The organism is Verrucomicrobiales bacterium (genome assembly GCA_016793885.1).
In the GTDB taxonomy this organism is placed as follows: domain Bacteria; phylum Verrucomicrobiota; class Verrucomicrobiia; order Limisphaerales; family UBA11320; genus UBA11320.
The window spans coordinates 54,220-79,710 of record JAEUHE010000249.1; the positions used below are offsets into that span (position 1 = coordinate 54,220).

Sequence of the window (25,491 nt, forward strand, 5' to 3'; positions counted from 1 at the left end):
GGTTACTTGAACGGAGACAGCGGTTTGCGTCTATTTAGTGACCGAAAAGTGTTAGGAAAGTTTTCAGGATTTTACCTGCCGGTCATTCAATCGGAACCTTGGAGAGGTATATCCCTTAGCTATGCAAACTCAGAGCGCGCAAGATGTCTTCGGTTTTAACTCTGTGACTCGGTTTTGGTTAGGACTTTACTTTGTTCTGATGGTGGGAGCCCTTTCCGGGCCTGAGCGGGCCGTTGCGCGGCTGGCGATCACGGAGGCGATGTCCTCCGCTGCCACGACTCAAGGGAGTGCCACGGTGGTTCAGAACTCGGACTGGTGGGAGTTGACCAATTTCGGGACGAACACGATCGACCTGACAGGCTACAAGTGGAATGACAATCAAGGTGGACTGCTGAGCGCTGATCCGACGCCGTTCGCGGGATTGAGCATCGCGCCGGGGCAATCCATTCTCTTCTTCCAGAGCAACTCTCCGGCTTCCATGTCCCCGGATCAATTCAAGACCTGGTGGGGACGCGCCTTTGAGCCCTCGGCTCAAGCGGTTATTTATGAAGGAAATGGGTTGAGTTCGACCGGGGATGGAATTCGGCTTTGGGGTCCCGATGCCATCAACGATTCGGACTGGGTTGATTCGGTCGACTTCGGTGCGGCGATTCGGGGGGCCTCATTCGTCTACGATCCCTCGACCGGGGTGTTCGGCTTGCTCAGTACCAATGGGGTGCTGACGGCAGCCCAAGCGGCCACGGCCGATGATGTCGGATCACCTGGGCGTACTTCTGGTCCGGTTCCGTTGGTCATTTCCCAGCATCCCACCAACACGGCGGTGAATCCGGGCGACACAGCGGTCTTTTCCGTAACGGCTCGAGGGCTACCCCGGCCTTCGTTCCGCTGGTTTTTCGGCGACGAGCCGCTATCCGGTGAGCGTTTTGACACTCTCAGAGTCACGAATTCGACCCCAGACAAAACCGGCCTTTATCGCGTGGTGTTGGACAACGGCTTTCAATCCCTCACGAGTGAGGTAGCTCGTCTCACTTTGAATGCGGCTCCCGAGGCTCCTGTGGTTACACTTCAACCTCAGGACCAGAATGCCTTTACTGGCCAGAGCGTCGTGTTTCGATCCATGGCTTCCGGAGTTCCTCAACCGGCCTATCAGTGGTTTTTTGGCACTCGAGCGATCGAGGGGGCGACCCAGGACGCGCTGACCTTACCGGCCGCCCAGCCGGAAGACTCCGGTTTGTATTCAGTTCAGGCGAGCAACGCCAGTGGAACGGTAACCTCGCGGGAGGCTCGTTTACTGGTGACCCGCAAGCCGCGCTTGGTCATTACGGAAATTCTGCCCGCCTCGGATACCAATGGACCCGTGCGTGGGCACAATGACTGGTGGGAGCTGTCCAATCTCGATACCTTCGCAGTGGATCTCTATGGCTATCGATTTGATGATGGCTCCGCGAGCCTCGCTGCGGCGATCACGCTCACCAACCGAGTTTCCATTCTCCCCGGAGAATCGATCGTGTTCGTGGAGAACATGACTCCTGAGGAGTTCCGTCGCTGGTGGGGTGACTCGAACTTTAAGCCGGATCAGAAGATCATTACCTACCGGGGCGGCGGACTCAGCCTCAGCTCTCTGGGCGACGCCATCAACCTCTGGAACGGGGTCGCTTCCGAAGACTTTGATACTGTGGCCAGCGAGGTGTTTTCGACGGCTACCAATGGCGTCAGCTTCGGGTGGGATGCCGCCAGCCAAACGTTCGGCGGGTTGAGCGTGGCAGGCCTCGGCGGAGCCTGGCGGTCCTTGGAGAACGCTGACTATGGATCCCCCGGATTTCTTACCAATCCCCCATATCCGCGGATTCTTGATTTCCAGCGTGTGGGAAATACCTATCGCATCACTTGGAATACGGAGCCAAATCGTCGCTATGTCCTTCAGTCCGGTGAATCCCTGGACGGCTCGGTTTGGACAGCTGTCGAGACGCTCACGGCTACCGGTAACGTCCTGTCGCGTGAGGTGCCCATGGCAACAGTCCGCTCCACATTCTTCCGCATCCTACTCGAGCCGTGACTTGAAAACGTCGGAGAACGAGCAGCCACTATGAGACGATTTCCGTTTGCGAGATCCCGAGCTGCGTTCACGCTCATCGAACTGTTGGTGGTTATCGCCATCATTGCCATCCTGGCCGGCATGTTGTTGCCCAGCCTCGCCAAGGCCAAGAACTCTGCCAAGCGCACGGCCTGTCTCAACAACATGAGGCAATGGGGGGTGGGGCTGACGCTCTATTTTCACGACAACGAGGATCGGCTCCCCCGCGAGAGCTTTGGCGCTGGGACTGTGCTCAACAACTGGGCGCAGGTGAAGGATCCGAACAACAACGATGTGTGGTACAACGCCATTCCTCCGTTGATGGGGCAGCCCCGCGCAGGAGATTATTTCAATAAGCGGGCGGGCTTTTACGAGCGGGAGAGTTTCTTTCATTGCCCGGCGGCGCGATTTCCCAGGGGACATACCCTGGGCAATAACCCGTTGTTCAGCCTGTCGATGAACTCAAAACTCATCGAAGCTCCTCGAACCACGTTGAGGGTGGTAGAGATTCGCCAGCCAGCCAGCACCGTCATGTTCCTGGAAAATCTCCTCCCGGATGAGACCCCGGTGGACATCGCCCAGGCCACCACCGATCTCGGGCAGCCCAGTAGCTATGCCAGCCGGTTCGTCGCCCGGCATGATCGGCGAGGAAATCTCGTGTTCGTAGACGGGCACGTCGAGACGTTCGCGGGCGACGAGGTGGTCGAGACCGCCTCCGGAGCCTCTCGGGGCAAGGCCAAAGTTCCACAGGATCGCATCGTCTGGACGCCGGTTCCGACGCAGAACCCGAACTAGCGTGCTCATTCACGGTTGCCCAAGGCGGGGGTTGCCCCTTAACATGGCGACCGATGATTATTGCGCCATCCCTTTTGGCGGCGGATTTTACCCGCTTTGGAGCCGAGACCCTTCGCGCTGACCGCGCGGGGGCTGACTGGCTTCACCTCGACATCATGGACGGACATTTCGTTCCGAACATTTCCTTTGGTCCTGAAGTCGTGCGCCGTCTGCGTCCGCTGAGCAAAATGACGTTTGATGTGCACCTGATGTGTTCGCGCCCCGAAATCCTCTTGGAGCCCTTTGCCCGCGCTGGCGCAGATCTGATGACCGTTCACGTCGAGTTGAGCGACCAGGTGGAGCCGCTGATCTGGAAGATCAAGAGCCTCGGTAAAAAGGTGGGTCTGGCGATCAATCCTCCGACCAATGTCAATCTGGCGATTCCCTATCTCGACAAGATCGACCTGCTGCTGATCATGACGGTAAATCCCGGTTTTGGCGGGCAGCCGTTCATTGCCGAGATGCTGCCCAAGATCCAGCAGGCGCTGAGCTGGCGTCGCGAACGCGGACTCGCCTATCGGATCGAGGTGGATGGGGGCATCAACTTTGACACCGCTCGCGATTGCGCCCAGGCTGGTGCCGACACCTTTGTGGCCGGCACGGCGTTGTTCGGACATCCCCGGCTCAAGTCCGCGGTGCAGCGCATGCGTAAACTCGTCACCCAGGCTGGCGCTTCGACCTCTCATGTTCTTTGAACTTCTGGCAACCGCCTCGCAATCCCGAGCGAGGCTGGGCCGTATCCACACCACGCGCGGGACCATCGAAACCCCGGTGTACATGCCGGTGGGCACCCAAGCTTCCGTCAAGGCTCTGGACCCCCGGGAGTTGGTCGAGATGGGGACCCAAATCATCCTGGGAAACACCTATCACCTGAGCATTCGGCCGGGGATGGAGATCATGCAGGCGGCAGGAGGGCTGCACCAGTTCATGAATTGGCATCAACCGATCCTGACCGACAGCGGCGGATTTCAGGTGTTCAGCCTCGCGAAGATTCGGAAGATCAAGCCGAACGGAGTCGAGTTTCGATCGCATCTCGACGGCTCGCTGTTGTTCCTGGGGCCCAAGGAATCGATGGAGATTCAGCGTCACATCGGTTCCGATATCGCCATGGTGTTCGATGAATGCCCCCCGCACACGGCGACGCATCGCGAGGTGCGCGGCGCGGTGGAACGAACCATCGAGTGGGCCAAGGAATGCCGCGAGCAGCCGCGCGCCCGGGGGCAATTCGTATTTGGCATCACGCAGGGCGGGAAGTTCGCGGATCTGCGTGAACGATGCGCCCGCGAGCTGGTGGCCATGGATTTCGATGGCTATGCGGTCGGTGGAGTCAGCGTTGGCGAGCCGGAGCCCGAGATGATGCAGGCGGTCGAACTCGCCGAGCCGCATCTCCCCGCGAACAAACCCCGATACGCCATGGGGCTGGGAACGCCGGCGCAGATGGTCGAGCTGATTGCCCGAGGCATCGACATGTTCGACTGCGTGCTTCCGACCCGGGTTGCTCGCAATGGAACGGCCTATACCCGCAAGGGCGCGGTGAGCATCAAGGGCGGATTCAACAAGGCCGATTTCGGGCCCATCGAGGAGGGGTGCGAGTGCTTCGCTTGTCAGCGCTTTACCCGCGCCTACCTGCGACATCTGCTGAACGTGAACGAGATCCTTGGGCTGCGCATGCTCAGCGTGCATAACTCGCACATGTATCTCAAGCTCATGGCCGATGTTCGGGAGCACCTGCGAGCGGGCACGTTCGATGAATTTCGAAAGGAGTTCATCGCGACCTTCATCCCCAGTAAACGGATTCGAGATGCTCGGGCCAAAGAAGCCCATGCGACTCCCCCAGAGGGCTGAGTTCAGGGCAGCAACCAAGCTGGGTAGCACGGCAGTTTGTCACCCTGGTATTGGGGAGCTCGAACCCGCAGGGTTCAAAGATATTTAGCCGGGGGTGCTCGCACCCCCGGAATTGTCAAAAGTAAGGAGCATCGCGCAGCGATGCCACCGGCTTCTGAGACTTGCGTTACCCGACTCAAGGAACCTAATGAGGTCGTGCCACTGGAGATCAGAACTATAAACCTGGTCCGGCTTCCCCGCACGCAGTGCCTGCTAGCCGCAAACACCGCCGGCGCGATTGACAGGGCTATTGCGAGATAGGGAAACCTCATGTCATCGCGCCGGCGGTGTTTGCGGCTAGCGGGGCTTTTTCTGGATCTCGGCGTGGAGCAGTTTGAGGTCGGGATCTTGGAGCGCCTGGACCTTCAAGACTTTGGGATCCTCACTCCGCGCGAAGGCCTTCTCCAACCAATCCCGAGCGGCATCGAGTTGGGCGAGCTGGGCGTGGTAGCAGGCCAGATTATAGGGAATGGTTGTGGATCGAGGAAACCGGGCCGAACATTCTGCCAGCATTTCCAATGCTTCTCGGGTACGCTGCAGCTCGTGCAGGGCATAGGAGCGATGAATCCAGCCAGCTTCATGCTCCGGAAAGTCCGCTATCAGTTCATTCGCCAACGCGACACAGCGTTCCCAGTTCTTTAGTTTGGCGTTCACCCCCCACGAGATCTCGAGCACCGCCGGGTGTTTATCCCAGGGAGGCTTGATGGCGGCCAGTTCGTTCGCCGCTTCTGCGGCAGTCCCCAATTCCAGCCAGCCCTGGGCCGCGCTCAAATGGTGGGAATAGGGCAACGGTATCGGGTCCATGCTTTATACCAACGACGATTGGATCTTCAGTGATAACCGTCTGGAACTGATTGGGTTCATGATCTGGTTACGGTCAAAGCCCAAACATAGTACAAGCGCCCTCACCGCGGCAAGCTCAAGGACGGGGAAGGCGCTGCCTGAAATCGAGAGGTGTTTTTACGTGGGTAAGATCACGGCAGCATCCGGAGGCAGGATCCAGGGATGTCTCGGGCTTTCAGCCCTTAAACTGTCCGGTCGTGGAAAAACCTGGGGTTGCCACCCCAGGCGGGGATGGTATTGGGCCTGTGGCCCGTTGGAATTCAGCGCCACGGGCGCGCTATATACCAGCCTGGGGTGGCAACCCCAGGTGATGATTCCCCAAACGATGAGGGCTGAATGCCCGAAACATCGCTGCCCAACTCGGTGCCGCTCTTCAGGAGTTGTGGTTAAGTTGCGGCTTTCCACATATTCACCTCCCCCTCAAAAACTGCTTCAGCCGGCGAAACTGTTCTGCTTTATTGGACCCACACATGCGCACGTTCTTCCCGAATAGCCGTCGCCCGCGACGTTCGCCCCAAGCCTTCCTTCTGGGCCTTGGCCTGTTCCTTGGCGCCTTCGGAACCTCCGCCCAGTTCGTTGGGCAGAAGACCTGGTGCAATCCGGTCGACATCAACTACCAATACAATTTTGAGCAGAAGGCGCGCGGGATCTCCTTTCGATCCGGCGCAGACCCCGTGATCGTGAATCATCGGGGCGAGTACTACATGTTTGTCACGATCTCGGGCGGCTGGTGGCACTCCAAAGACTTGGTCAACTGGCGGTTCATCAAACCCGACGTGACGCCACATCACTGGCCCAAGGAGGATATGTGCGCTCCAGCTGCGCTCAGCGTGGGCGGAAAACTTTACCTCTTTCAATCCACCTTCGAACGTCGTCCGATCTGGGTGACCAGCGCTCCCGAGACGGGCCGACTCGAGCAGCTCAACCCGCTGCTGCCGCAAGTGCCCGGCGGCGCCGGCCCTTGGGATCCGGCGATTTTTCATGATGACGATACCGGTCGGTGGTTCATGTATTATGGGTCTTCGAATGTCTATCCCATCTACGGCATCGAATTGGATCCCTCCCAGCAGTTGACCTACGTCGGCACTTCGAGCGAGCTGATCAAGCTGCATCCCGACCAACATGGTTGGGAACGGTTTGGTCCCAATCATATGAGCTCGATCACTCCCTTCATGGAGGGAGCTTGGATGACCAAGCATCGAGGTAAGTACTACCTTCAGTACGGTGCTCCCGGGACGGAATACAACGTCTACGGGAACGGGACCTACATCGGCGACGGTCCGCTCGGACCGTTTGTGTATGCACCCAACAATCCGGTGGCCTACAAACCCGGAGGCTTCATGACCGGCGTCGGACACGGCAACACCTTTCAGGACAATTTTGGAAATTTCTTTAACACCGGCACCCCTTGGTGGGCGGTGAACTTCGATTTCGAGCGCCGCATTTCCATGGTGCCGGCGGGGTTTGACGACGACGGTCTCTTGTTCGCCAGCACTCGGTTCGCCGATTTTCCGCACTTCCTGCCCACTCGGAAGTGGAGCCGACGCGATGAATCCTTCACGGGATGGATGCTGCTTTCCTATCGCAAGCCCGTCACCAGTTCGTCGTTTCGCAGCGTGTACGGAGCTGCCAACGTTACGGACGAGAATCCGCGCAGCTATTGGGTGGCCGATTCCAACCGGGCTGGAGAGTGGGTGACGGTCGATCTCGGGCGGCCGAGTGAGGTGCGGGCGATTCAAGTGAACTATACCGACTACAAATCCGGGATCTATGCCAGCGATGCCTCGGTCTACACCCAGTTCAAGTTGCACACCTCGCTGGATGGCAAGAAGTGGGATGTTGTGGTGGATCTCACCTCGGAGAAGCGGGATCGGCCGAACGCGTATCTCGAGCTGTCCCAACCGGTGAAAGCACGCTATGTGAAGTATGAGCATGGCTACGTCGCGTCGCCGCATCTGGCCATTAGTGACCTCCGCGTGTTCGGTCATGGAGGCGGCGCGGCACCTTCCACACCTTCCAACCTCACCGTTCGCCGGGACGGAAATGACCCGCGCAACGCCTTTTTGAGCTGGGAGGATGTTCCTGGCGCGGTTGGCTACAATATTCTCTGGGGCATCAGAGATGATAAGCTGTATCAAACCTACCAGGTGTTCGCTGACCAACGGCCTGCGTTGGAGCTGCGTGCGTTAAGCATCGGACAGCCCTACAGTTTCGCGATCGAGGCGTTCAATGAGAACGGCGTTTCGACCGTGAGTCCCGTGGTGCGCGTGGAGCGGTAGGAGACGGACCGTGAGAAGGCTACGGTGGGCGTAGGAATGGTTTCCTTGTAGGGAGTTCCGCCTTCAGGCGGAGTCGGCAACGAAGTGAGATCGCGCGTGGGGACCTGCTAAAGCAGGAACTCCATACCCCCGAACCGTCCGCTCCCCGTACGGAGTTAACTATTCAGCTTTCTCGGGGGTAGCTTGTGGCTCGCAACCCAGTGCCTTGAACTGCCTCACCCGTTTTGCAGCATAACCCCAACGAGCCTCTCCCGCGTACCGCATTGACATTTCAAACGGCCCAGCGACGATTCGACCTCATGCGCTCCATACTCGTCTCTCTTGCTTGGGCTGGGTCTCTGACCCTGCTGCTAGGTGCGGTCCCCGGCTTCGCCGAAGTCAATAAAGTCGAGACGGTAGCTCCGGACGTCTATTTTCATGAAGGCGACCTGGGCCGGCGCGCCCATTGCAACAATGGGTGGATCGTGTTCCAGGATTATGTCCTCGTGGTCGATGCCAATTTTCCATCGGGAGCCAAGGAAGTCATTCCGAAGATTCGCGCGATCACCGATAAGCCGATCCGCTTCGTGTTCGATACCCACCACCATGGAGACCATGCCTATGGGAACCAGATCTGGGCGGACAGCGGGGCGGTGGTGGTGGCCCACGAAGGCGTGCTCGCCGAGATGAAGCGCTATGAGACGGGGCGTTACGGAGACAAGCCCGGCCGGTGGGAAGACGCAGCCAAAGGTCGGGAAGACGTTCGCGCCAGTCAGTTGAAGGCGCCGAGCCTGCTGTTTCGCAAGGATCTGGTGTTCGATGACGGAACCCATCGCGTCGAGCTGCTGCATCTGGGCGTCGCCCACACCCACGGGGACGGTTGGGCCTGGCTGCCTAAAGAACGTATCTTGTTTACCGGCGATGCCTGTGTGAATGGACCTTTCAATTATGTGGGCGATGGCAGCGTCGAAGCGTGGATCCAAACGTTGCAGGCCGCTCTCAAACTCGAACCGAAGTTGATCTGCCCCGGCCATGGCCCCGTCGGCGGGCCGGAGGTATTGGAGGACCAGTTGAACTTCTTCGTGACGCTCCGGCGCGAGGTCAAAGCGCTCGTCGATCAGGGCAAGGGCTTGGAGGATGTGAAGGCGAAGGCCTCAATCGACGCCCTGAAGCGCACGATCCGCTCCCAGGAGCGTCTGGAGCGCTATCTCGGGGGCATGTTTGAAGCGCAGGTTCAGAAAGTTCACGAGGAGCTTTCCGGAAAGCCGCCGGCGGAGAAGTCGGCGGCCCTGCGTCCGCTGGAGCAGTTGCGTCAGCGCACGCGGGAACTGGCCAACGACGTGGTTCTCGAGCGGGTTTCCCGGCGCTAGCCTCGCGACTAATTCCTTGGCAGAGCCACGACTTCCCGACGTAATACGCCCACAACTCTATGGCGGATTCTAAGCGGATGTCACAGGCGTTTCGGCGTGCGGAAGAGCAATATGCGGCTCTGGGGGTGAATGTGCGATCTGCACTCAACCGAGTCCGGCGCATATCCATCTCTCTCCATTGCTGGCAAGGCGACGATGTGGGGGGATTTGAGGCCCAAGGCACGGAACTGGGGGGTGGACTGGCGGTCACGGGAAACTATCCTGGCAAAGCGCGAAACCCGGACGAGCTGCGACAGGATTTGGATCAAGCCTTGGCTCTCATTCCGGGCTCTCACCGCTTGAATCTGCACGCCTCGTATGCCGAAACCGGAGGCCAGCGCGTGGAGCGAACGGATCTTGAGCCGCGACATTTCCGCTCCTGGATGGATTGGGCATCCCGTCGCGGCCTGGGACTCGACTTCAACCCCACCTACTTTTCGCATCCCCTGGCGGCCGATGGTTTTACTCTCGCACATCGCGATCCTGCCATCCGCCGTTTCTGGGTGGAGCATGGCATCGCTTGTCGCCGGATCGGCGCCGCCTTCGGCAAGCGCCAGGGCAGCCCGTGTGTCACCAATTTTTGGATTCCCGATGGTTACAAGGATACTCCCATCGATCGAGTCGCGCCCCGGGAGCGACTCACGGAGTCACTGGATCAAATTTTCGCGGGGAAAGTGAACCCACGCCACAACCTAGATGCGGTGGAGTGCAAGCTGTTCGGGCTGGGCTCTGAGAGCTATGTGGTAGGATCCCATGAGTATTACCTCGGCTATGCGATCCGGAATCAGAAACTGCTCTGTCTGGATGCCGGGCATTTCCACCCGACGGAAACCATTGCGGACAAAATCTCCTCTGTGCTGCAGTGGATCGATCAACTGTTGCTGCATGTAAGCCGAGGCATTCGCTGGGACAGCGACCATGTGGTTACCTTGACGGACGATCTGGAAGCGATCGCCCAGGAAGTCATTCGCGGTGGGTTTGAGAAGCGCGTTCACCTCGGCCTCGATTTCTTTGATGCGAGCATTAACCGGATAGCGGCCTGGGTGATTGGCACTCGTTGCCTGAGCAAGGCCCTGCTGCTGGCCTTGCTGGAGCCCGCGGACACGCTGCGTCGGTTGGAACGGGCAGGTGATTACACCTCGCGGCTCGCGCTGCTGGAGGAATTGAAGACCCTGCCGTTTGGAGCGGTCTGGGATCAATACTGCCTCGAGTCGGATGTTCCTGTCGGCCAGGCTTGGCTGGCCAGCGTTAAGGAATACGAGCGGCGGGTGTTGTCCGGGAGAAGTTAGGGTGGACACTGACATCGGCAGTTCATTGCTCGAGCTTCAGGGGGTGACGAAGTCCTTCGGAGCGGTCCGTGCCCTCCGGGGTGTTTCTTTCTCACTCCGCCCCGGCGAGGTTCATGCCTTGCTGGGAGAGAATGGCGCCGGGAAGTCGACCTTGATCAAGACCATTGCGGGCGCTCATGCTCCCGATGGTGGACGGATGCGCATTGCCGGCCAGCTCATCGACGAGTTCAGTCCCGCGCGCGCCCGGTCTCTTGGGGTGAGCTGTCTCTATCAGCAGCCGGCGCTGTTTCCCGACCTCACGGTGACTGAAAACCTGGCCCTGCGGCTCGAACCATCCACCGGATGCCGCTGGCTGCGCTGGCCGCATCGTCGGCAGCAGGCTCAGGCCTTGCTGGATCGGGTCGGAGCGACTTTCGCTCCGGAAACCGAAGTGCGGTCGCTGTCCATGCCCCAACAGCAGTTGGTGGAGATGGCCTGTGCTTTGGGGGCCGGCGCTCGGATCGTCATCATGGATGAGCCGACCGCCTCGCTGACACGACCGGATCAGGAGCGGCTCTTCGGCGTAGTGCGCGACCTGCGCGCGAACGGGATTGGGGTCATTTATATCACGCATCGGTTGGAGGAGATCTTTCAACTGGCCGATCGGGTAACGGTCCTGCGCGATGGCGAGAGCCTGGGAACTTGGGAAGTGCGCGCCATGACCGAGGCGCAACTCATCGAGAAGATGGTCGGTCGGGAGGTCGCTCAGATTTATCCGCCGTCCGAAAGTCAACCGAGAGAGGTGGTGCTCGCCTTGCGCGGGCTTGGCTGCGTGGCGGGTGGCGTGGATGCCGTCGATTTGGAAGTCCGCTCGGGAGAAGTGGTCGGTCTGGCCGGATTGGTTGGCGCCGGCCGAACCGAGCTGGCGCGTGTGCTCTTCGGAATCACACCGGCGGACCAGGGTGTGATCACCTTTTGCGGGCAGGAAGTGGCGATTCGGTCCCCGCGCGAGGCGGTGAGTTTGGGAATTGCGTATGTTCCGGAGGATCGAAGGCGCCACGGGGTGATTCTCGATCTGCCCCTCACGGCCAACGTGTCCATGGCCATCCATGAGCGTCTGTTCCCCGGATCCTGGCTTCGGCTCCGCGCCGAGCGGGAGCTGACCGAACGTCTGATCGGCGAGCTGGGGATTAAAACCTCGTCACCCGAGGCACCCGGAACGTCGCTGTCGGGCGGCAATCAACAAAAGGTGGCGCTGGCCCGCTGGCTAGCCGCTGAGCCCAAGTTCCTCATTCTGGATGAACCGACCCAAGGCGTGGATGTGGGAGCGAAGTCCGAGATTCATCGCATCATTCGAGCCCTGGCCAAGCGGGGCTTGGCGGTGCTCATGATTTCCAGCGACCTGCCGGAGATTCTGGGCATGAGCGATCGGATCGGTGTGATGCGCGGTGGTCGGTTGATTTCGATGTTGCCGGGCGGCTCGTCGGCGCAGCAGGTGATGGCGGCGGCGTTAGGGCAGGGGCCGGCCGGGGCTGCGGAGGTGGTTCGATGAGCCGCGGCTACTTCCGGGAGTTATCCGTTGCTGCGGCTCTCCTGCTGTGGCTGGGCGTGTTGGCGGTTTTTGCGCCCGGATTTTTCCAGGCTCAGCCGCTGCTCTCCTTGCTGAGTCGCGAGGCGCCCACCTTGGTGGTGGCGTGCGGCATGGCGGCAGTGATGGTGACGCGGCAGATTGATATTAGTGTGGGGTCTCAGTTTGCGGTGTGCGGGGTTTGTGCCGGCTGGCTGGCGGCACACCAGTGGCCGGTGGCCGCCGCGCTGGCGGCTTCCATGACCATCGGCGCCGTGCTGGGCTCGATCAACGGCTGGCTGGTGGCCGGGCTTCGGCTGCCGTCCATCGTGGTGACCTTGGCCACGATGGTCACCTGGCGCGAGGGACTTCGCTGGCTGCGGCAGGGCGAGTTTGTGAATTTGCCGGAGAACTATCAGTGGTTCGGACTGCCGCAATCCGTCGGTCAATGGACCCTGATTCTGGGGGCTTTGGCGCTGCTGACACTGTTTGCAGTCCTGTCGCGGCGCTTGGCCATGGGACGATTCCTCTACGCGGTCGGCTCCGATGCCGAAGCTGCGCGGCTGGCCGGCATAAGTCCGCCCAGGGTCACGTTCGTCGGGTTCTTGCTCCTGGGGATCCTGACGGGGTTGGCAGCTTGGATGAACACGGTTCAATCCCCGCAGGTGGATCCCAAGGCGGGGTCGGGCCTGGAGATGAAAACGATCGCCGCGGCCGTGGTTGGAGGCATCGCGGTTTCGGGAGGGAAGGGGAGCCTGTGGGGAGTTCTGGTTGGCCTCCTTTTGCTGGCCTCGGTCAACCCAGCCCTGACTCACCTCCATGTGGAGGCGTATTGGGAAAAAGCCATTCAAGGTCTGATCATCCTGCTCGCTGTGGCGGCGGATGGATGGCGGACTCGCCATAACCGCTAAGGGGATGATAGTCACCGAGGCCGCTTGATATGAACTCAGCTACCACAACGTCATCGGAATGTTCCAACTTCAACCGTCGATCGTTGCTTCAACACGAGACCTTGCTGGCGGTCTTGTTGATTTGTGAATGGCTGCTGTTTAATTCCCTGGGTCCTCGGTTCGGCAGCCTCGACAACTCCTTCGACATTGTTCGTCACTCGGTAGAGATCGGGCTGTTGGCTTTGGCGATGACTCCCATCATCCTGACGGGTGGAATCGATTTGTCGGTCGGTTCGCTGCTCGGGCTCTGTGCCGTGATTTTTGGCAAGCTCTGGCGCGATGCGGGTTTGTCGCCCGGGATGGCCGCCAGCTTGACTATTGTCGTGGGTGGGCTAGCGGGAGGTCTCAACGCGCTGCTGATCACCCGGCTGAGGCTGCCGCCGTTGATCGTCACACTAGGCACCTTGTCGTTGTTTCGGGGGCTGGCCGAAGCCATGACTCATGGCGTCGACACGTTCACCAATTTTCCGGCGTCGTTCTTGTTTTTGGGACAGGAACGTTGGTTGGGCATGCCAGCCCAGGCTCCGGTGTTGTTGCTGGCTGCGGTTGGGTTTTGGTTGTTGGTGCATCGGACGTCCTACGGACGATGCTTTCGCGCCTTGGGTTTTTCTCCCGAGGGAACTCGCTATGCCGGCATTCCAGTCGATCGCCGAATCGCGCTGACGTATGTGCTGTGCGGTTTGGCCGTGGGGGTTGCTTCGGTGGTGTATACGGCCAGGCTTGGGCAGGCGAAGGCGGATGCGGGCATGGGATATGAATTGTTCGCCATCACGGCGGTGGTTTTGGGGGGGACGAGCATCTTTGGCGGGATCGGGTCTGTGCATGGCACCCTCCTGGGCGTCGCGGCGATCGCGGTTCTGAGCAACGGTCTGGTGCACGCTCGGCAACCCCGGGAGATGGCGGGGATGCTGACCGGGGCTTTGCTGCTGGTGGCCTTGTCCGCGAGTGTTTTAGCGCGGCGAGCCAGGAGTGCTCCGCGCGGCAGGAAGCCGCCCCCCATGGCGGAGGCAGCCGAGGGGTGAGAGCACGGGGCAGGGGGGGGCCGTTGTCAGTTGTCAGTTGTCAGTTGTCAGTTGTCAGTTGTCAGTTCTCGTCACTCGTCACTCGTCACTCATAATTCCCCACTCAGTACGCTTCCCTCGATTCCAGGTTGAATTTCGCCCGATTCTTGGCAGAGTAACTCAATTCAATCCCCGTCCAGTCGCGGAGGACGGATCCTGCTCGTGAGGCGAGCCACCGCTGGTTAACGGGGTTGTTGTGAAACTATGATTCGTAACCTGACCTTCCCGACGCTGTTGCTCACCTGTCTTCTCTTGGCTCCTTCCGCCCCCTCGGCCGTGGTCATCTCCGAGTTCATGGCGTCCAATACCAAGGGACTAGTCGACGAGGATGGCGAGTTTTCCGATTGGATCGAACTGCACAACACCGGGACATCCACGGTAAATCTGGACAACTGGTTTCTGACGGATGAAGCGGGCCAATTGACCAAATGGCGATTTCCCTCCACCAACCTGCCTCCGAACGGCTACCTGGTCGTGTTTGCGTCCAGTCAGGACCGCAAAAGAGCCGGCGCCCCGTTGCACACCAACTTTCGTCTGAGCAATACCGGCGAGTTTCTCGCGCTGGTTGGCCCGGATGGCCGAACAATCCAAAGCTCCTTCGCCCCGGCATTTCCGCCGCAGTCCGACAATGTGTCCTTTGGATTGGACACCGGTCTTCGACAGGTCTCTCTCCTTTCCTCCAATGCCTCCGTCAAGATTCAGGTGCCCGCCGACGATTCCCTCGGCACGAACTGGACTCAGCTCGGCTTTGCGGATGCCGTCTGGCGATCGGGCACCTTGCCGGTAGGATTTGCCGTCCCCGCGCTGGATGCGGTTCCCCAACCCGGGATGCTCTCTGGACTCGCTGGCTACTGGAAATTGGATCAGACGAATGGCGTCGACGTTCCGGATAGTTCGCCGTTGGGCAATCACGGATCGACTCTCGGTTTTCCGGGCACCGCGAACCCGTGGACCAACGGGCTCAGCGGACGGGCCCTTCGCTTTCGTGGGACCACCCAACGCGCGGCGGTTCGGATTCCGAGTTACCCCAAGGCTGGGGCAGCCTTCTCCGCTTCTGCCTGGGTCTGGGCCGACGCCCGAACCACCTCCGCCAGTGTGCTGAAGAATGGTTCCACCAACACTGGACAGTTTCATTTGGGACTTCGCGATACCGCCGGCGATCTCGAGATCCTGATCAATACCACGGCGGGACGATTCAACGTTCGGGAGGGCGTCCCACTGACCACCGGACAGTGGCATCATGTGGCCTTCACCGCCGATGGCACCACACTGCGGTTGTTTCGTGACGGCCAAATCATCGGGAGCCAGCCTTATTCCGGTCAGTTCATCCAAACCTCATCCAATGTGTTGAGCATTGGTGCTAAGCTGAATGATTTGGGTACAGCAGTCGACATCTCGGCGGCCGGAGGTGTTTGGAATGGTAGGATCGACGAAGTTGCCATCTGGAGTCGAGGCCTCGCCTCCGAGGAACTGGTGGCCGTCTACCAGGCCGGCATTGGCTTCGGGGCGGCGCCGCGCACGGACTTGGCCGGCGATCTGTTCGGGAAGCGGTCGAGTGCCTACTTGCGCGTTCCGTTCGTGGTGAGTAACCCGCAGGAGCTCGTCAGATGGCAGCTGTCCCTGCGTTACGACGATGGCGCCAAGATCTGGATCAACGGCAATGAGATCCTCCAGCGCAACGTCCCCGAACCTTTGAGCTGGGACGGGGTGGCCATCGAACCGCGTGCGGGGCGGGAGCCGATCACCTGGGAAACCCTCGACCTGGATAGCTACCGCGACTTTTTTCTGCCCGGCAACAACCTCATGGCTATTCAGGTCGTGAATGCCTCAGCTGGGGATCACGACCTGTTACTGGACGCGACCTTGGAAGCCTCGTCGACCGTGCAAACCACCAATCAGTGGGCCTATTTCGTGACGCCTACGCCCGAACGCGACAATCGCTACGGGAATACCGGACTCGGGCCCATCATCAGCCAGGTTTCCCACACACCCAATGTTCCGAACGACGATCAAGATCTATTGGTTTCCGCGCGCATTACTCCGACCCTGGGGCCGGTTGGCACCGTGCAGCTTCGTTACCGGACCATGTATTCCAACGAGGTCGCGGTCCTCATGGTCGACGATGGACAGCATGGCGACGGAACCAAGGGGGATCTGGTCTATGGTGCGACGATTCCCGCCTCGGCAGCCGGCCCCGGCCAGATGATCCGTTATGCGATCGTGGCGACGGACACCTCATCGCGAACCAATCGGCTCCCGCTGTTTCAGGATAGAATTCGCAACGAAGAGTATTTTGGCACCGTGATTTTCAACCCGGCGATCACCAGCGCGTTGCCGGTGATGCAATGGTTTGTTCGCTCGCCGGCGGCAGCGGAAGGGAATCCGGGGACCCAATGCTCGGTGTTTTACGCCGGAGAGTTTTACGACAACGCCCGGATCCGGATCCGGGGTGGAACATCGATCAGCTGGCCGAAAAAAAGCTATAAGGTGGAGCTGCCCGAAGAGCATGAGTTTCGCATCCACCCCAACGTCCCACGGGTGACGGAATTTGATTGGAACACCACCTACACCGATAAATCCTACGTGCGAGCCCAGCTGGTTTCCGAACATCAATGGGACGCCGGCATGCCTTCCCCGGAGATTTTCCCCGTCCGTCTGGAACAAAATGGAAAGTTCTATAGTGTCGCACTCTTTACTGAACAGCCCGACTCTGCCTTTCTTCGTCGGTATGGGCTGGATGATCAAGGGTCCTTCTACAAGGGCGGTCCTGGGTCGAATGCTGAGTCGGATGCCACGTTTGAGAAAAAGACCCGCAGGTGGGAGGACAAGACCGACCTCAAGGCGTTTTTGAAAGGTCTCACCCTGAAAGGTGCGGCGCTGGAGACCTTTGTCTTCGACAACATCGATCTGCCCGCGCAGATCAACTACATGGCCACGGTGGCCGTGGTGCAGAACATCGATGGCAGCGACAAGAACTTCTTTCTCTACCGGGACACCGAGGGGAATGGCGAATGGCGCATGCTGCCCTGGGATTTGGACTTGTCCTTTGGACCGGATGCCTTGAATACCGACGCGGTCGTGTTCGATTCCACCATTGCTAGCCATCCCTTTATCGGAGCCCGGCCCTACCTGCTCCATGATGGCAAGTACAACCTGATGCTCGAGGCGATTGTGAACACCCCGCGGAGTCGACAAATGTTGATCCGGCGGGTGCGGACCTTGGTGGATCAGTACCTTGCCAAGCCTTACTTTCAGAATCGCATTGAGGAACTTTATACCGTGTTGGCTCCTGACGTGTTGCTCGATCGAGCTAAGTGGAAGGCCGATGCCCATTTCGGAGGCAGCACTTACACCCTGCGGCAAGCCCTAGATCGAATCCTGAATGAATACCTCAAGCCCCGGGTCGGATTCCTCACCGGCACCCGGATTCCGGGCATTCTGACGACCAACGTCGGCAGTCAGCCGTACGCGCCCACCGTAACGTTCGGGGAAATGCTCATCACTCCGCCCTCGGGGGATCCTGAGGAGGAGTACGTGCAGGTGGTGAATCGGAGTCCATACCCTGTGGACATCTCGGGATGGAAGGTGGCGGGCGATGTGGAGTTCACGTTCAAGCCGGGTACGGTCCTCCCCACCAACGGCATCGTCTATCTGAGTCCCAAGGTCTCTAAGTTTCGAGCCCGATCTGCCGGTCCCCGCGGCGGTCAAGCCCTGTTCGTACAGGGTGATTACCGGGGTCAGCTGTCGGCCCGCGGCGGCTCCTTGGTTCTGCACACCGAAACCGGTTGGGAGCTGGCCCGAACCAATTTCAATGGTGCGCCCAGCAGTGTCCAACGATCCGTTCAAATCACTGAAGTGCTTCCGACGCCGCTCGCTCGGGCGGGCGATGCCTTTCCTGCCGAGGACTTTGAATTCATTGAACTCTGGAACTCCTCCGTTTCCCAGTCCGCCGATCTCACTCAAGCTCGCTTCACCCGTGGGCTTGATTTCGCGTTCTCTGGGGCGGCTGCGGTGACACTGTTGCCGAACGAACGGGTAATCCTGGCGCGCAACCCCAACGCCTTCGCCGCGCGCTATCCGCAGGTCACCGCCCGCGTGCTGGGACCCTATGTGGGCTCGCTGGAGAATGGGAAAGAGGCCCTTCGCCTGGTGGATTCGTTGGGAGAAGTGGTCTTCGATTTTGAGTATGACGTGGACTGGTATCCCATGGTGCGAGCCCATGGCTTCACGCTGGTTCGCAGCGACGAGACCGCGGTGGATCTTGATCTGTCCGATCCTGCATCCTGGCGCGCCAGTGGTCGGTTGGGAGGTTCTCCCGGCGTCACCGATCCTCCGGCACCCGCGGTGTCGAGAGTTGTGGTGAGCGAGATTTTGAGCGCTCCATCGGCGGGAGGGCGGGACGCCATCGAGCTGCTCAATACCGGGGCGGCACCCGCCACTCTGGCCGGGTGGTTCCTTACCGACGACTTCCGCGAGCCCAGGAAGTACCGCATTCCGAACAACACCTCCTTGGGGGCAGGGGGGTATTTGGTTTTGGACGAAACACTCTTCAACGCCCAGAACAATGGCTTCCAGTTGGCGGCGGATGGTGACGAAATCTGGCTATTCAGCGCCGATCCGGTTTCAGGAGACCTGACCGGCTATTACGACGGCTTTGTGTTCGGCGCGGTGGAAGCCGGGGTCACGCTGGGACGCTGGATGGATTCCCTGGGGCGTGCCCACTTCGCCGCTCAATCGCAGCCCACCCTGGGCTCGGTGAATCGCGAGCCGCGGGTCGGGCCCGTGGTTATCTCCGAGTTCATGTCGCAGCCGATGTCCGCCTGGCCGGGGGCGGCTGAGAATTGGGAGTATGTGGAATTGTGGAACCGAGGTGATTCGGCGGTGACCTTGAACGCTGGCGCGGCGGATGGCAATTCCTGGAGGCTGCGCGGGGATGTGGATTTTGACCTTCCTGTCAGCCTTACCCTTCCGGCCAGTTCCACGCTGCTCATTGTGGGTTTTGACCCGGTGCTCGATCCCGGAGCCTTGGCGGCCTTTCGTTCGTGGTATGGGGTCGGACCCGAGGTGACCATTGTGGGTCCCTGGTCCGGCGAATTGGGCAACCGATCAGGCACAGTCACCCTGTCGCGTCCGCTGCCTAGTCCGGCCACCAATGCCATTCATACCCTGGTCGATCGAGTGGACTATGGAGCATCGTTGGGTTTTCTGGGAGCGGATGGGGATGGAGCTTCCTGGCAGCGCGTGAGAGCTGGGCTTTCCTTTGGTAACGATCCCGCCTCGTGGGTGGCTGCCGTTGCATCTCCGGGCCGGGTTACCGACCTCGGGCAGGGGACGGCACCGCAACTCACGCGCGTTCCATCATCTGTGACCGCGGTTGCCTTCCAGACTGTGGAATTGACCGCGGCGGCTGCGGGCAGCGCGCCTCTCTACTATCAGTGGTTTCACGAGGAACAACCCATTCCGGGCGCAACCAACGCGGTCTTGCGGTGGTCCTCGGTGTCGCCGGACCAGTTTGGAGCCTACAGCGTTCGCGTACTGAACGCCTATGGCTCGGCTCGCAGTACCAATGCGGTTCTCACCCTGCGCTTGCCCCCGTTTATCACCCAACAGCCGGCGGACCGCTTGGCCCGGGTGGGAACGAATGTAACGTTTACCGTGGGGGCTCTGGGCAGTGGGCCGTTGCGCTACCAATGGCGATTCAACGGGGTTCCTTTGGAGGGTGCCACTGGAACCAATCTGGCCCTGTCGTCTGTTCAGTTGGACCAGCAGGGAATTTACGACGTTGAAGTCCGCGACGATGTGGGACCCATGTTGAGTCGTGCTGCGCTGCTCACGGTGGTGCTCCCACCTCAGGTGATCCTCTCCCCGGACAGTACCACGGTGCTGGTGGGGGAGAGCCTTCGACTGGGGGTGGAAGCTGAGGGTACAGCACCTTTAACCTATCGCTGGCGTCGAGGAACCACCGTGCTCGGTTCGCAAACCAATGCTTTGCTGGTTATCAGCAACAGCAGCTTGGCCAACGTCGGGAACTACAGCGTGGTGGTGGGGAATTCCGCGGGCTCGGTTACCAGCCGAGTGGCGGTGGTTGCCGTGTTGATTGATGCGGATCGTGACGGCATGGCGGACGTTTGGGAGTCAGCCAACGGATTTGATCCTGCGCTGTCAGGGGACGCGGTTTCCGACGCGGATGGCGACGGCGTTAGCAACCGGGACGAGTATTTGGCCGGGACCGATCCAAAGGATCGCTTCAGCTATCTGCGGTTTGAGGAGACTCGGTTAAGTCGGGAGGCCGGCGATCTCGGGGTCGTGTTATCCTGGCAAGCGATGTCGAATCGCACCTACGCAGTGTGGGCGGGTGGCGAGGCGGGGACCGGTGCGGCCGCGTGGCAGAAGCGTTGGCATTTCAGTGCCAGTCCGACCAATACCGTCATCAGCCTGACCAACCGAGTCAGTTCGCCGAGCGCGGAGTATTATCGACTCCAGACCCCACGTTTCCCTTAGCAGGCCGTCGGACTTAGTGCATCGTTCTGCAGGGTGCCCGCCGGAGCTAATCCTTGGCTCCAGGTTTTACTGGGCCCCGGCCTGCCAATATCACCCCGACTCGGGGTCGGGGCGGGGAAATACATTCAGACAGGTCAGGTTCGGTCTGCTCTGCTTCATCGCATCCCTAGGACTTTGGTGCCAACATTCTAGGCGGGGTTGGCATTGGGCCGGTGACGCGTTGTCCTGAGCACCAACGGTGCGTTCCATTCCAGCCTGGGGTGACAAACCCCAGGTGTCCCAACGCCCTGGCATCAAGGGCTGAAGGCCCGGCCCTGTCTGGGCTCTTTCCGAGCTTGCGTTGGGGGTGGATCTGACTAGATTTGCCGAAGCCTAGGGCAGTCTTGGGCCAGCTTAGCTCAGCGGTAGAGCAACGGTTTTGTAAACCGTGGGTCGTCGGTTCAATCCCGACAGCTGGCTCCATCTCTTGGTTCTTGGGAACCAAGGTTTTCTGTGGAGGCTCGGGGCAACTGTCAGCAACAACGTCAGCAGTCGCGTTTACTATGCATAACTCTCGAAGTACTCGCGTCTACTCGCCGACTATCCGCTAACAGTGAGTCTTTTGGATTCCGTAGGCTTTGAATCACTGAGCCTATGAAAAATGCCTACCGCTTGTTCCGTCGAAATGGAGTGTTTTGGTGTCAGAACAATGCCACTGGGAAGCAAGAGAGTCTGCGCACCAAAGATCGACCAACTGCTCAAAGGATCCTTCATGCCAAGAACGAGGTAGAACGCCAACCCCAGATTGGTTTGCAGATGGCCCGCGCCTACCTAGCTGGATCCGATCCCAACATTGGCACGCGGACTTGGTCGCACGTCATGGCCGAGATGGGAAAACTCAAACAGGGCGCGACTCTAGAACGATGGGGATTTGCTGTTCGCGACCCGGCTTTCAACTTGATTCGCGACTTGGTGATCATCGAAACACGAGCCGATCACTTGTTGAAAGTCTTGGATGCGGGTACCATCTCTACCAACGTGTTTTTGCGGCGCATGCACAACTTCGCGTTGGACATGTCCTGGCTCCCATGGCCGCTCCTACCCAAGAAGCGGTGGCCTGCCCTCAAGCACCAAATCAGACGATCTATTAAATGGGAAGAACATCAGGCGCTATTGGCGCGAGAGCCGAATGAGGAAACGAGACATTTTTATGATCTCATGTGGCACCTGGGTGGTTCGCAATCTGATGTCGCAACTTTAAAAGCCGAAGATATTGACTGGGAAACGCGAGTGATCGCCTATCATCGTCAGAAGACCGGCACAATCGCCCGACTCCACTTCGAAAACGTTATAGCGCTCTTACTGGAGAAACTCCCCCGAAAAGGATTTCTGTTTCCTCGCCTCGCTTTGATGCACGAAAAGCATCGCTGTAAAGAATTTCATCGCCGCATGAAAGGACTCGGGTTCCAGGGACTCTCTTTGCACTCATACCGTTACGCTTGGGCGGAACGGGCGAAAAAGTGCGGGTTTCCCGAACGATTCGCCCAAGAAGCTTTAGGGCATAGCAGCAAGGCTGTGCATCGGTCTTATGCACGGGGAGCTCAGGTGGTAATTCCTGCGCTGGAGAGTTACGAGAATCGTAATTTGGTTGCAGGCAATAATGAGTAATCGATGAAAAATGGGAGGGTTTGCGTTACGCCACATATGCGAATGTGGAGTTGCCCCCACTTGAAGAATATGGTCATTGATGGTTCCAAAAGTGGCTCGAAACTTTTAATGGAAATGTTGGCAGGAAGGGCAGGGGCCAACAAAGCGAGCCGCTTCAATACCTGTCAAAGCGGCGGGTCTGTTGAGGAATTCCCGAGCAACTCTCCCGACTACCCGTTGCTCCTCCGAAACGCGGTGCAGCCCTACCTGACTCCATTGGTTGCTCCCTTCTACAACCAGCACCGGGACATATCGTCTTGGATATACTCGGAGGTCGGCAAGCTCGTTGCTTGAGATCGTGATGTTGAGGTGGATGAGATTCGACCCGCTGAACACCTCCTCCCCTGGTGGCAGGCGTGAATTCGACGACTCGCTGCGGCCGTCAGGGCTCGACGCAAGACAGCAAAGCGCGGGGAAAACGAGGGCACAGAATAGAGATAGGCACCACCTAACCCTCGGGCTGGGACAACGCAGTGCCTCCGAAGGAGAGGAGGAAAGCAGCGGCTTTCGGCAACCCGTTCGGCTTAGCTCAGGGCATCCAAATGGAACCGCGCTCATCGTGATATTCGACGTTAACCACAGGAATCGAGGTCGGTAATCCTGCTTTTCGACTGCTGCAGCGGCTTGGCAGGCCACTACCTGTCCCGGACATGCAATTCTGGGAGGATAACATGCATCTGCCCAACCATTTGACACGCATCCGACGGCGGCAAACATTCGCGAGCAAGCTTTCCATTTTCTGGCATTTCCGTGCCGCTACCCGCCTGCTTGAAGAGGAACCAGCCCCGTTCATTACCCGGTACGCACCCCTCTTCGTTGGGGGTGAGGGCGTGGTATTTCCGCAACTGCACGATGTGAGACCTTTGCAGGATCGATGCGGCGTTGTGGTCGAGCAGGAGTTCCAATTTGATCCTGGAAAACGCCGTATGCCCTCTGTGAGACTGCTGGCGGGTTCGGTAATCTCAGTTCCATCGCTAACGGCCGGGTGCTGCTTCGGGTGATGCTCTCACGTAGTTGGGCTTTGTCGCGGGTGAAGATGTGGACACCCTTCCTCCCGCGTGAAATCGTTACGTACCACTGCTCGCGGCTGGTAGCGGCTTGAACGGAGGAATCTGAGAAGATGACTTGGTCCATCGTCTTTCCCTGGGCTCCGTAGGATGTCACGGCATAGCCCCGGACAAGTTGACGGAAAGACGCGCCTAGAACGCGGCCATCTGTTAACTGTAGGTTTCCGTCCTTTAAGACTCGTCTCACCGTGACCAGTTCGCCGTTCGCTAGCCGACGTCCGTCCGCGCTGACGCCGTTTGCTTTGAGTTGGAGACGGTCTCCGCTGGCGATGTTGAGTTCTTTCTGCTCGCAAAGCGATAGTCTCTCGAGGTGCTTGAAGGGGATGGAGGCTGTCTTCGAGCCCTGAGCAACCTCGAGATGGGTGTCAGTGACAGATACCAGACGGGCCTGGTCTCCCTTCTCGAAGCCACGGACGTTCCGATTAAACACGACGCGTGTTTGGTGCGTGTAGGTGCGCGGGTCTCGTTTCTGCGCATCCGTAGCGTCGCGAGGGACCAGGGTCGATAGCGATGTCTCGATCTCGCCGACTTTCTTGCGTTCTTTCAGTGCGGCTCGCACCGATTCGTTGATGCGATGAATCTCATCCCAACTCTGGGAAACGATGACGGTCGAATCTCCGCGGTCTACTTGGTTCAGATAACAGTCGATCAAACTTTTGCCGTGGTCCTCGGTTCCCGACTCTCTTATGGCTCCCTGACGGTCGAGTCGCTGGAAGGATTCGAAAACCTTGCCGTCCCGGGCTTCGCGCACGGCGCGGCGGTATTGTTTGATCCGCTCTCGTTCCTTTCTGGTCTTAGCCAGCTCTGGATTTTGGCGGCGGATCGTGGTGAGTTCGATAGGCTCCAACCCGGAATACTTCTCGATGGCGCGCATGGCGTCCATCGCTTCAACCGGCCCATGCTGGCGCGTATCACCGGACAGGATTAATCGCCCTGACCCGATCTTGATCTTTTCGATCAGAGCGATCATTTGCTTCCCGCCGAGTTGGCCTGCCTCATCCACGATGACGACGGTGCCTCTTTTCATTTCCGGCTGGGCGAGGAAAGCACTCACGGTGGCAGTTTGCTGAAAACCATCCTTCTCCAGATCGATGACTTGTTGGCGTTGGGGAGCCAGGACGAGAACCCCTCGACCGCTCGTCCGGAGGATGTCGTGGACCTCGCGCAGGGTGTAGCTCTTCCCAGTTCCTGCCCCGCCGCGGAATAGCGACATGAAGTTGCAAGAACGAACCAGTCGATCCACAGCCTTCCGTTGCTCCGGATCCAGCGCTTGGTTCCGGAGAGTGTAATGGGCACAAAGAGGATGGGATGCGCCCACACCCGAGCGGGCCAGCTGAACAATTGCCTTTTCCCGCTCGAGAACAGCCTTTGTGGTGACGAAACCGGGTCGGCGTTCGTCGCGAAGGTAGTTTCGTGCCCGACTGCAGGATTGTAGTTCCGAGACCGGAATGTCCTCGCCTCGGGCGAACTCCAAAGCATGGCGCCAGAGGTCGGTCTCACGCACTACCGAGTGCCGATCGAACAGGTGGTCTTCGGCCCAGATCAGCGCCTTCTCGGCCAAACCGCGTTGCGCTGGGAGTTCGGACGTTACCGGACCGGTCAATTGGGTTAATGATTCCGACTCGAGAGGGGTAAGTTGGCTCTGCCAATGGCTCTGCAGTTCCTCCGAGCTGGGCTCGCCAGACTTCTGAGCCCGATGCTTATGAGCGATGTAATCGCGAATCTCTGCCAGGTTCGATTCGGATTTGTCGGGTGATGCTTCTAGGAGCTTTTGGGTTTGATCATCGATTTGGCGGTGGCGTTTCGAGAACTTCTGGATCAACTCCGGAGCCACACCATCGAGTTCGAAATCTCCGCGTGGCGTGTTGGTGATCGAATAGCCAAAGCGGCGGAGTTTGCGGGTCAGCTCATGATAATACACATTTTGCACGAAACGGGACGCTACCAGCATGTCGTGGTTCTGGAGGGCCTTCCAACAGCTCTCGGTGGCGTCATAGGTCGCGTTGAAGACGATGCAATGGGTATGAAGATGCGGATCCATAGCCCGGGAGGTTTCGTGACGGAATAGGGCAGCGGCGACATTCTGGGT

The 25,491-nt window shown here is 59.3% G+C and carries 14 protein-coding genes and 1 tRNA gene; 13 read left to right on the forward strand and 2 right to left on the reverse strand.

What is annotated here, in order from left to right; genetic code table 11:
* The first annotated feature begins 121 nt into the window (after nucleotides 1-121).
* From JNN07_27605 to tgt, 4 genes are read left to right on the forward strand one after another with little or no spacing between them, the layout of a single operon-like run.
* On the forward strand, nucleotides 122-2,056 hold the full coding sequence (locus JNN07_27605; protein ID MBL9171530.1) for an immunoglobulin domain-containing protein: 1,935 nt from the start codon (nucleotides 122-124) through the stop codon (nucleotides 2,054-2,056).
* 30 nt (nucleotides 2,057-2,086) lie between these two features.
* Nucleotides 2,087-2,869: a DUF1559 domain-containing protein gene (locus JNN07_27610; protein ID MBL9171531.1), complete on the forward strand. Its 783-nt coding sequence runs from the start codon at nucleotides 2,087-2,089 to the stop codon at nucleotides 2,867-2,869.
* 53 nt (nucleotides 2,870-2,922) lie between these two features.
* The gene (rpe, locus tag JNN07_27615; GenBank protein MBL9171532.1) at nucleotides 2,923-3,603 is read left to right on the forward strand and encodes a ribulose-phosphate 3-epimerase; all 681 of its coding nucleotides are present in this window, start codon (nucleotides 2,923-2,925) and stop codon (nucleotides 3,601-3,603) included.
* The gene (gene tgt / locus JNN07_27620) at nucleotides 3,593-4,753 is read left to right on the forward strand and encodes a tRNA guanosine(34) transglycosylase Tgt (protein MBL9171533.1); all 1,161 of its coding nucleotides are present in this window, start codon (nucleotides 3,593-3,595) and stop codon (nucleotides 4,751-4,753) included. The genes rpe and tgt overlap by 11 nt, the downstream gene beginning before the upstream one ends.
* Before the next feature lie 336 nt (nucleotides 4,754-5,089).
* Here tgt and JNN07_27625 read toward each other — a convergent pair whose 3' ends face one another.
* Complete coding sequence (locus JNN07_27625; protein ID MBL9171534.1) at nucleotides 5,090-5,596, reverse strand: tetratricopeptide repeat protein; 507 nt, start codon at nucleotides 5,594-5,596, stop codon at nucleotides 5,090-5,092.
* A gap of 509 nt (nucleotides 5,597-6,105) precedes the next feature.
* On the opposite strand from JNN07_27625, the gene JNN07_27630 reads away from it, so the two are divergent.
* The 9 genes from JNN07_27630 (at nucleotide 6,106) to JNN07_27670 (ending at nucleotide 22,296) form a co-directional block, all read left to right on the forward strand.
* Nucleotides 6,106-7,914: a family 43 glycosylhydrolase gene (locus tag JNN07_27630; protein ID MBL9171535.1), complete on the forward strand. Its 1,809-nt coding sequence runs from the start codon at nucleotides 6,106-6,108 to the stop codon at nucleotides 7,912-7,914.
* A 299-nt stretch (nucleotides 7,915-8,213) separates the two neighbouring features.
* Nucleotides 8,214-9,263: an MBL fold metallo-hydrolase gene (locus JNN07_27635; GenBank protein MBL9171536.1), complete on the forward strand. Its 1,050-nt coding sequence runs from the start codon at nucleotides 8,214-8,216 to the stop codon at nucleotides 9,261-9,263.
* Nucleotides 9,264-9,322: 59 nt separating this feature from the next.
* On the forward strand, nucleotides 9,323-10,591 hold the full coding sequence (locus JNN07_27640; GenBank protein ID MBL9171537.1) for an L-rhamnose isomerase: 1,269 nt from the start codon (nucleotides 9,323-9,325) through the stop codon (nucleotides 10,589-10,591).
* A 1-nt stretch (nucleotide 10,592) separates the two neighbouring features.
* Complete coding sequence (locus JNN07_27645) at nucleotides 10,593-12,122, forward strand: sugar ABC transporter ATP-binding protein (protein MBL9171538.1); 1,530 nt, start codon at nucleotides 10,593-10,595, stop codon at nucleotides 12,120-12,122.
* Entirely contained in the window at nucleotides 12,119-13,048 is a 930-nt protein-coding gene (locus tag JNN07_27650; protein ID MBL9171539.1) for an ABC transporter permease, read from the forward strand. Before JNN07_27645 ends, JNN07_27650 begins: the two co-directional genes overlap by 4 nt.
* Nucleotides 13,049-13,077: 29 nt before the next feature.
* On the forward strand, nucleotides 13,078-14,109 hold the full coding sequence (locus JNN07_27655; GenBank protein ID MBL9171540.1) for an ABC transporter permease: 1,032 nt from the start codon (nucleotides 13,078-13,080) through the stop codon (nucleotides 14,107-14,109).
* 243 nt (nucleotides 14,110-14,352) lie between these two features.
* The gene (locus tag JNN07_27660) at nucleotides 14,353-20,649 is read left to right on the forward strand and encodes a lamin tail domain-containing protein (protein MBL9171541.1); all 6,297 of its coding nucleotides are present in this window, start codon (nucleotides 14,353-14,355) and stop codon (nucleotides 20,647-20,649) included.
* Nucleotides 20,650-21,036: 387 nt separating this feature from the next.
* A tRNA-Thr gene (locus JNN07_27665) sits at nucleotides 21,037-21,111 on the forward strand.
* Nucleotides 21,112-21,444: 333 nt separating this feature from the next.
* Complete coding sequence (locus tag JNN07_27670; protein MBL9171542.1) at nucleotides 21,445-22,296, forward strand: tyrosine-type recombinase/integrase; 852 nt, start codon at nucleotides 21,445-21,447, stop codon at nucleotides 22,294-22,296.
* 831 nt (nucleotides 22,297-23,127) lie between these two features.
* Here the strand turns inward: JNN07_27670 and JNN07_27675 are convergent.
* Nucleotides 23,128-25,491, reverse strand: a 2,364-nt coding sequence (locus tag JNN07_27675) for a relaxase domain-containing protein (protein MBL9171543.1), incomplete at its 5' end; no start/stop codon positions are given.

Excerpts from the sequence above, each read along its gene's own strand:
- tgt (MBL9171533.1), top strand. The coding sequence starts at position 3,593 with ATGTTCTTTGAACTTCTGGCAACCGCCTCGCAATCCCGAGCGAGGCTG.
- JNN07_27640 (MBL9171537.1), top strand. The coding sequence starts at position 9,323 with ATGGCGGATTCTAAGCGGATGTCACAGGCGTTTCGGCGTGCGGAAGAG.
- JNN07_27630 (MBL9171535.1), top strand. The coding sequence starts at position 6,106 with ATGCGCACGTTCTTCCCGAATAGCCGTCGCCCGCGACGTTCGCCCCAA.
- rpe (MBL9171532.1), top strand. The coding sequence starts at position 2,923 with ATGATTATTGCGCCATCCCTTTTGGCGGCGGATTTTACCCGCTTTGGA.
- JNN07_27635 (MBL9171536.1), top strand. The coding sequence starts at position 8,214 with ATGCGCTCCATACTCGTCTCTCTTGCTTGGGCTGGGTCTCTGACCCTG.
- JNN07_27610 (MBL9171531.1), top strand. The coding sequence starts at position 2,087 with ATGAGACGATTTCCGTTTGCGAGATCCCGAGCTGCGTTCACGCTCATC.
- JNN07_27625 (MBL9171534.1), bottom strand. The coding sequence starts at position 5,596 with ATGGACCCGATACCGTTGCCCTATTCCCACCATTTGAGCGCGGCCCAG.
- JNN07_27605 (MBL9171530.1), top strand. The coding sequence starts at position 122 with ATGCAAACTCAGAGCGCGCAAGATGTCTTCGGTTTTAACTCTGTGACT.
- JNN07_27655 (MBL9171540.1), top strand. The coding sequence starts at position 13,078 with ATGAACTCAGCTACCACAACGTCATCGGAATGTTCCAACTTCAACCGT.
- JNN07_27650 (MBL9171539.1), top strand. The coding sequence starts at position 12,119 with ATGAGCCGCGGCTACTTCCGGGAGTTATCCGTTGCTGCGGCTCTCCTG.
- JNN07_27670 (MBL9171542.1), top strand. The coding sequence starts at position 21,445 with ATGGCCCGCGCCTACCTAGCTGGATCCGATCCCAACATTGGCACGCGG.
- JNN07_27660 (MBL9171541.1), top strand. The coding sequence starts at position 14,353 with ATGATTCGTAACCTGACCTTCCCGACGCTGTTGCTCACCTGTCTTCTC.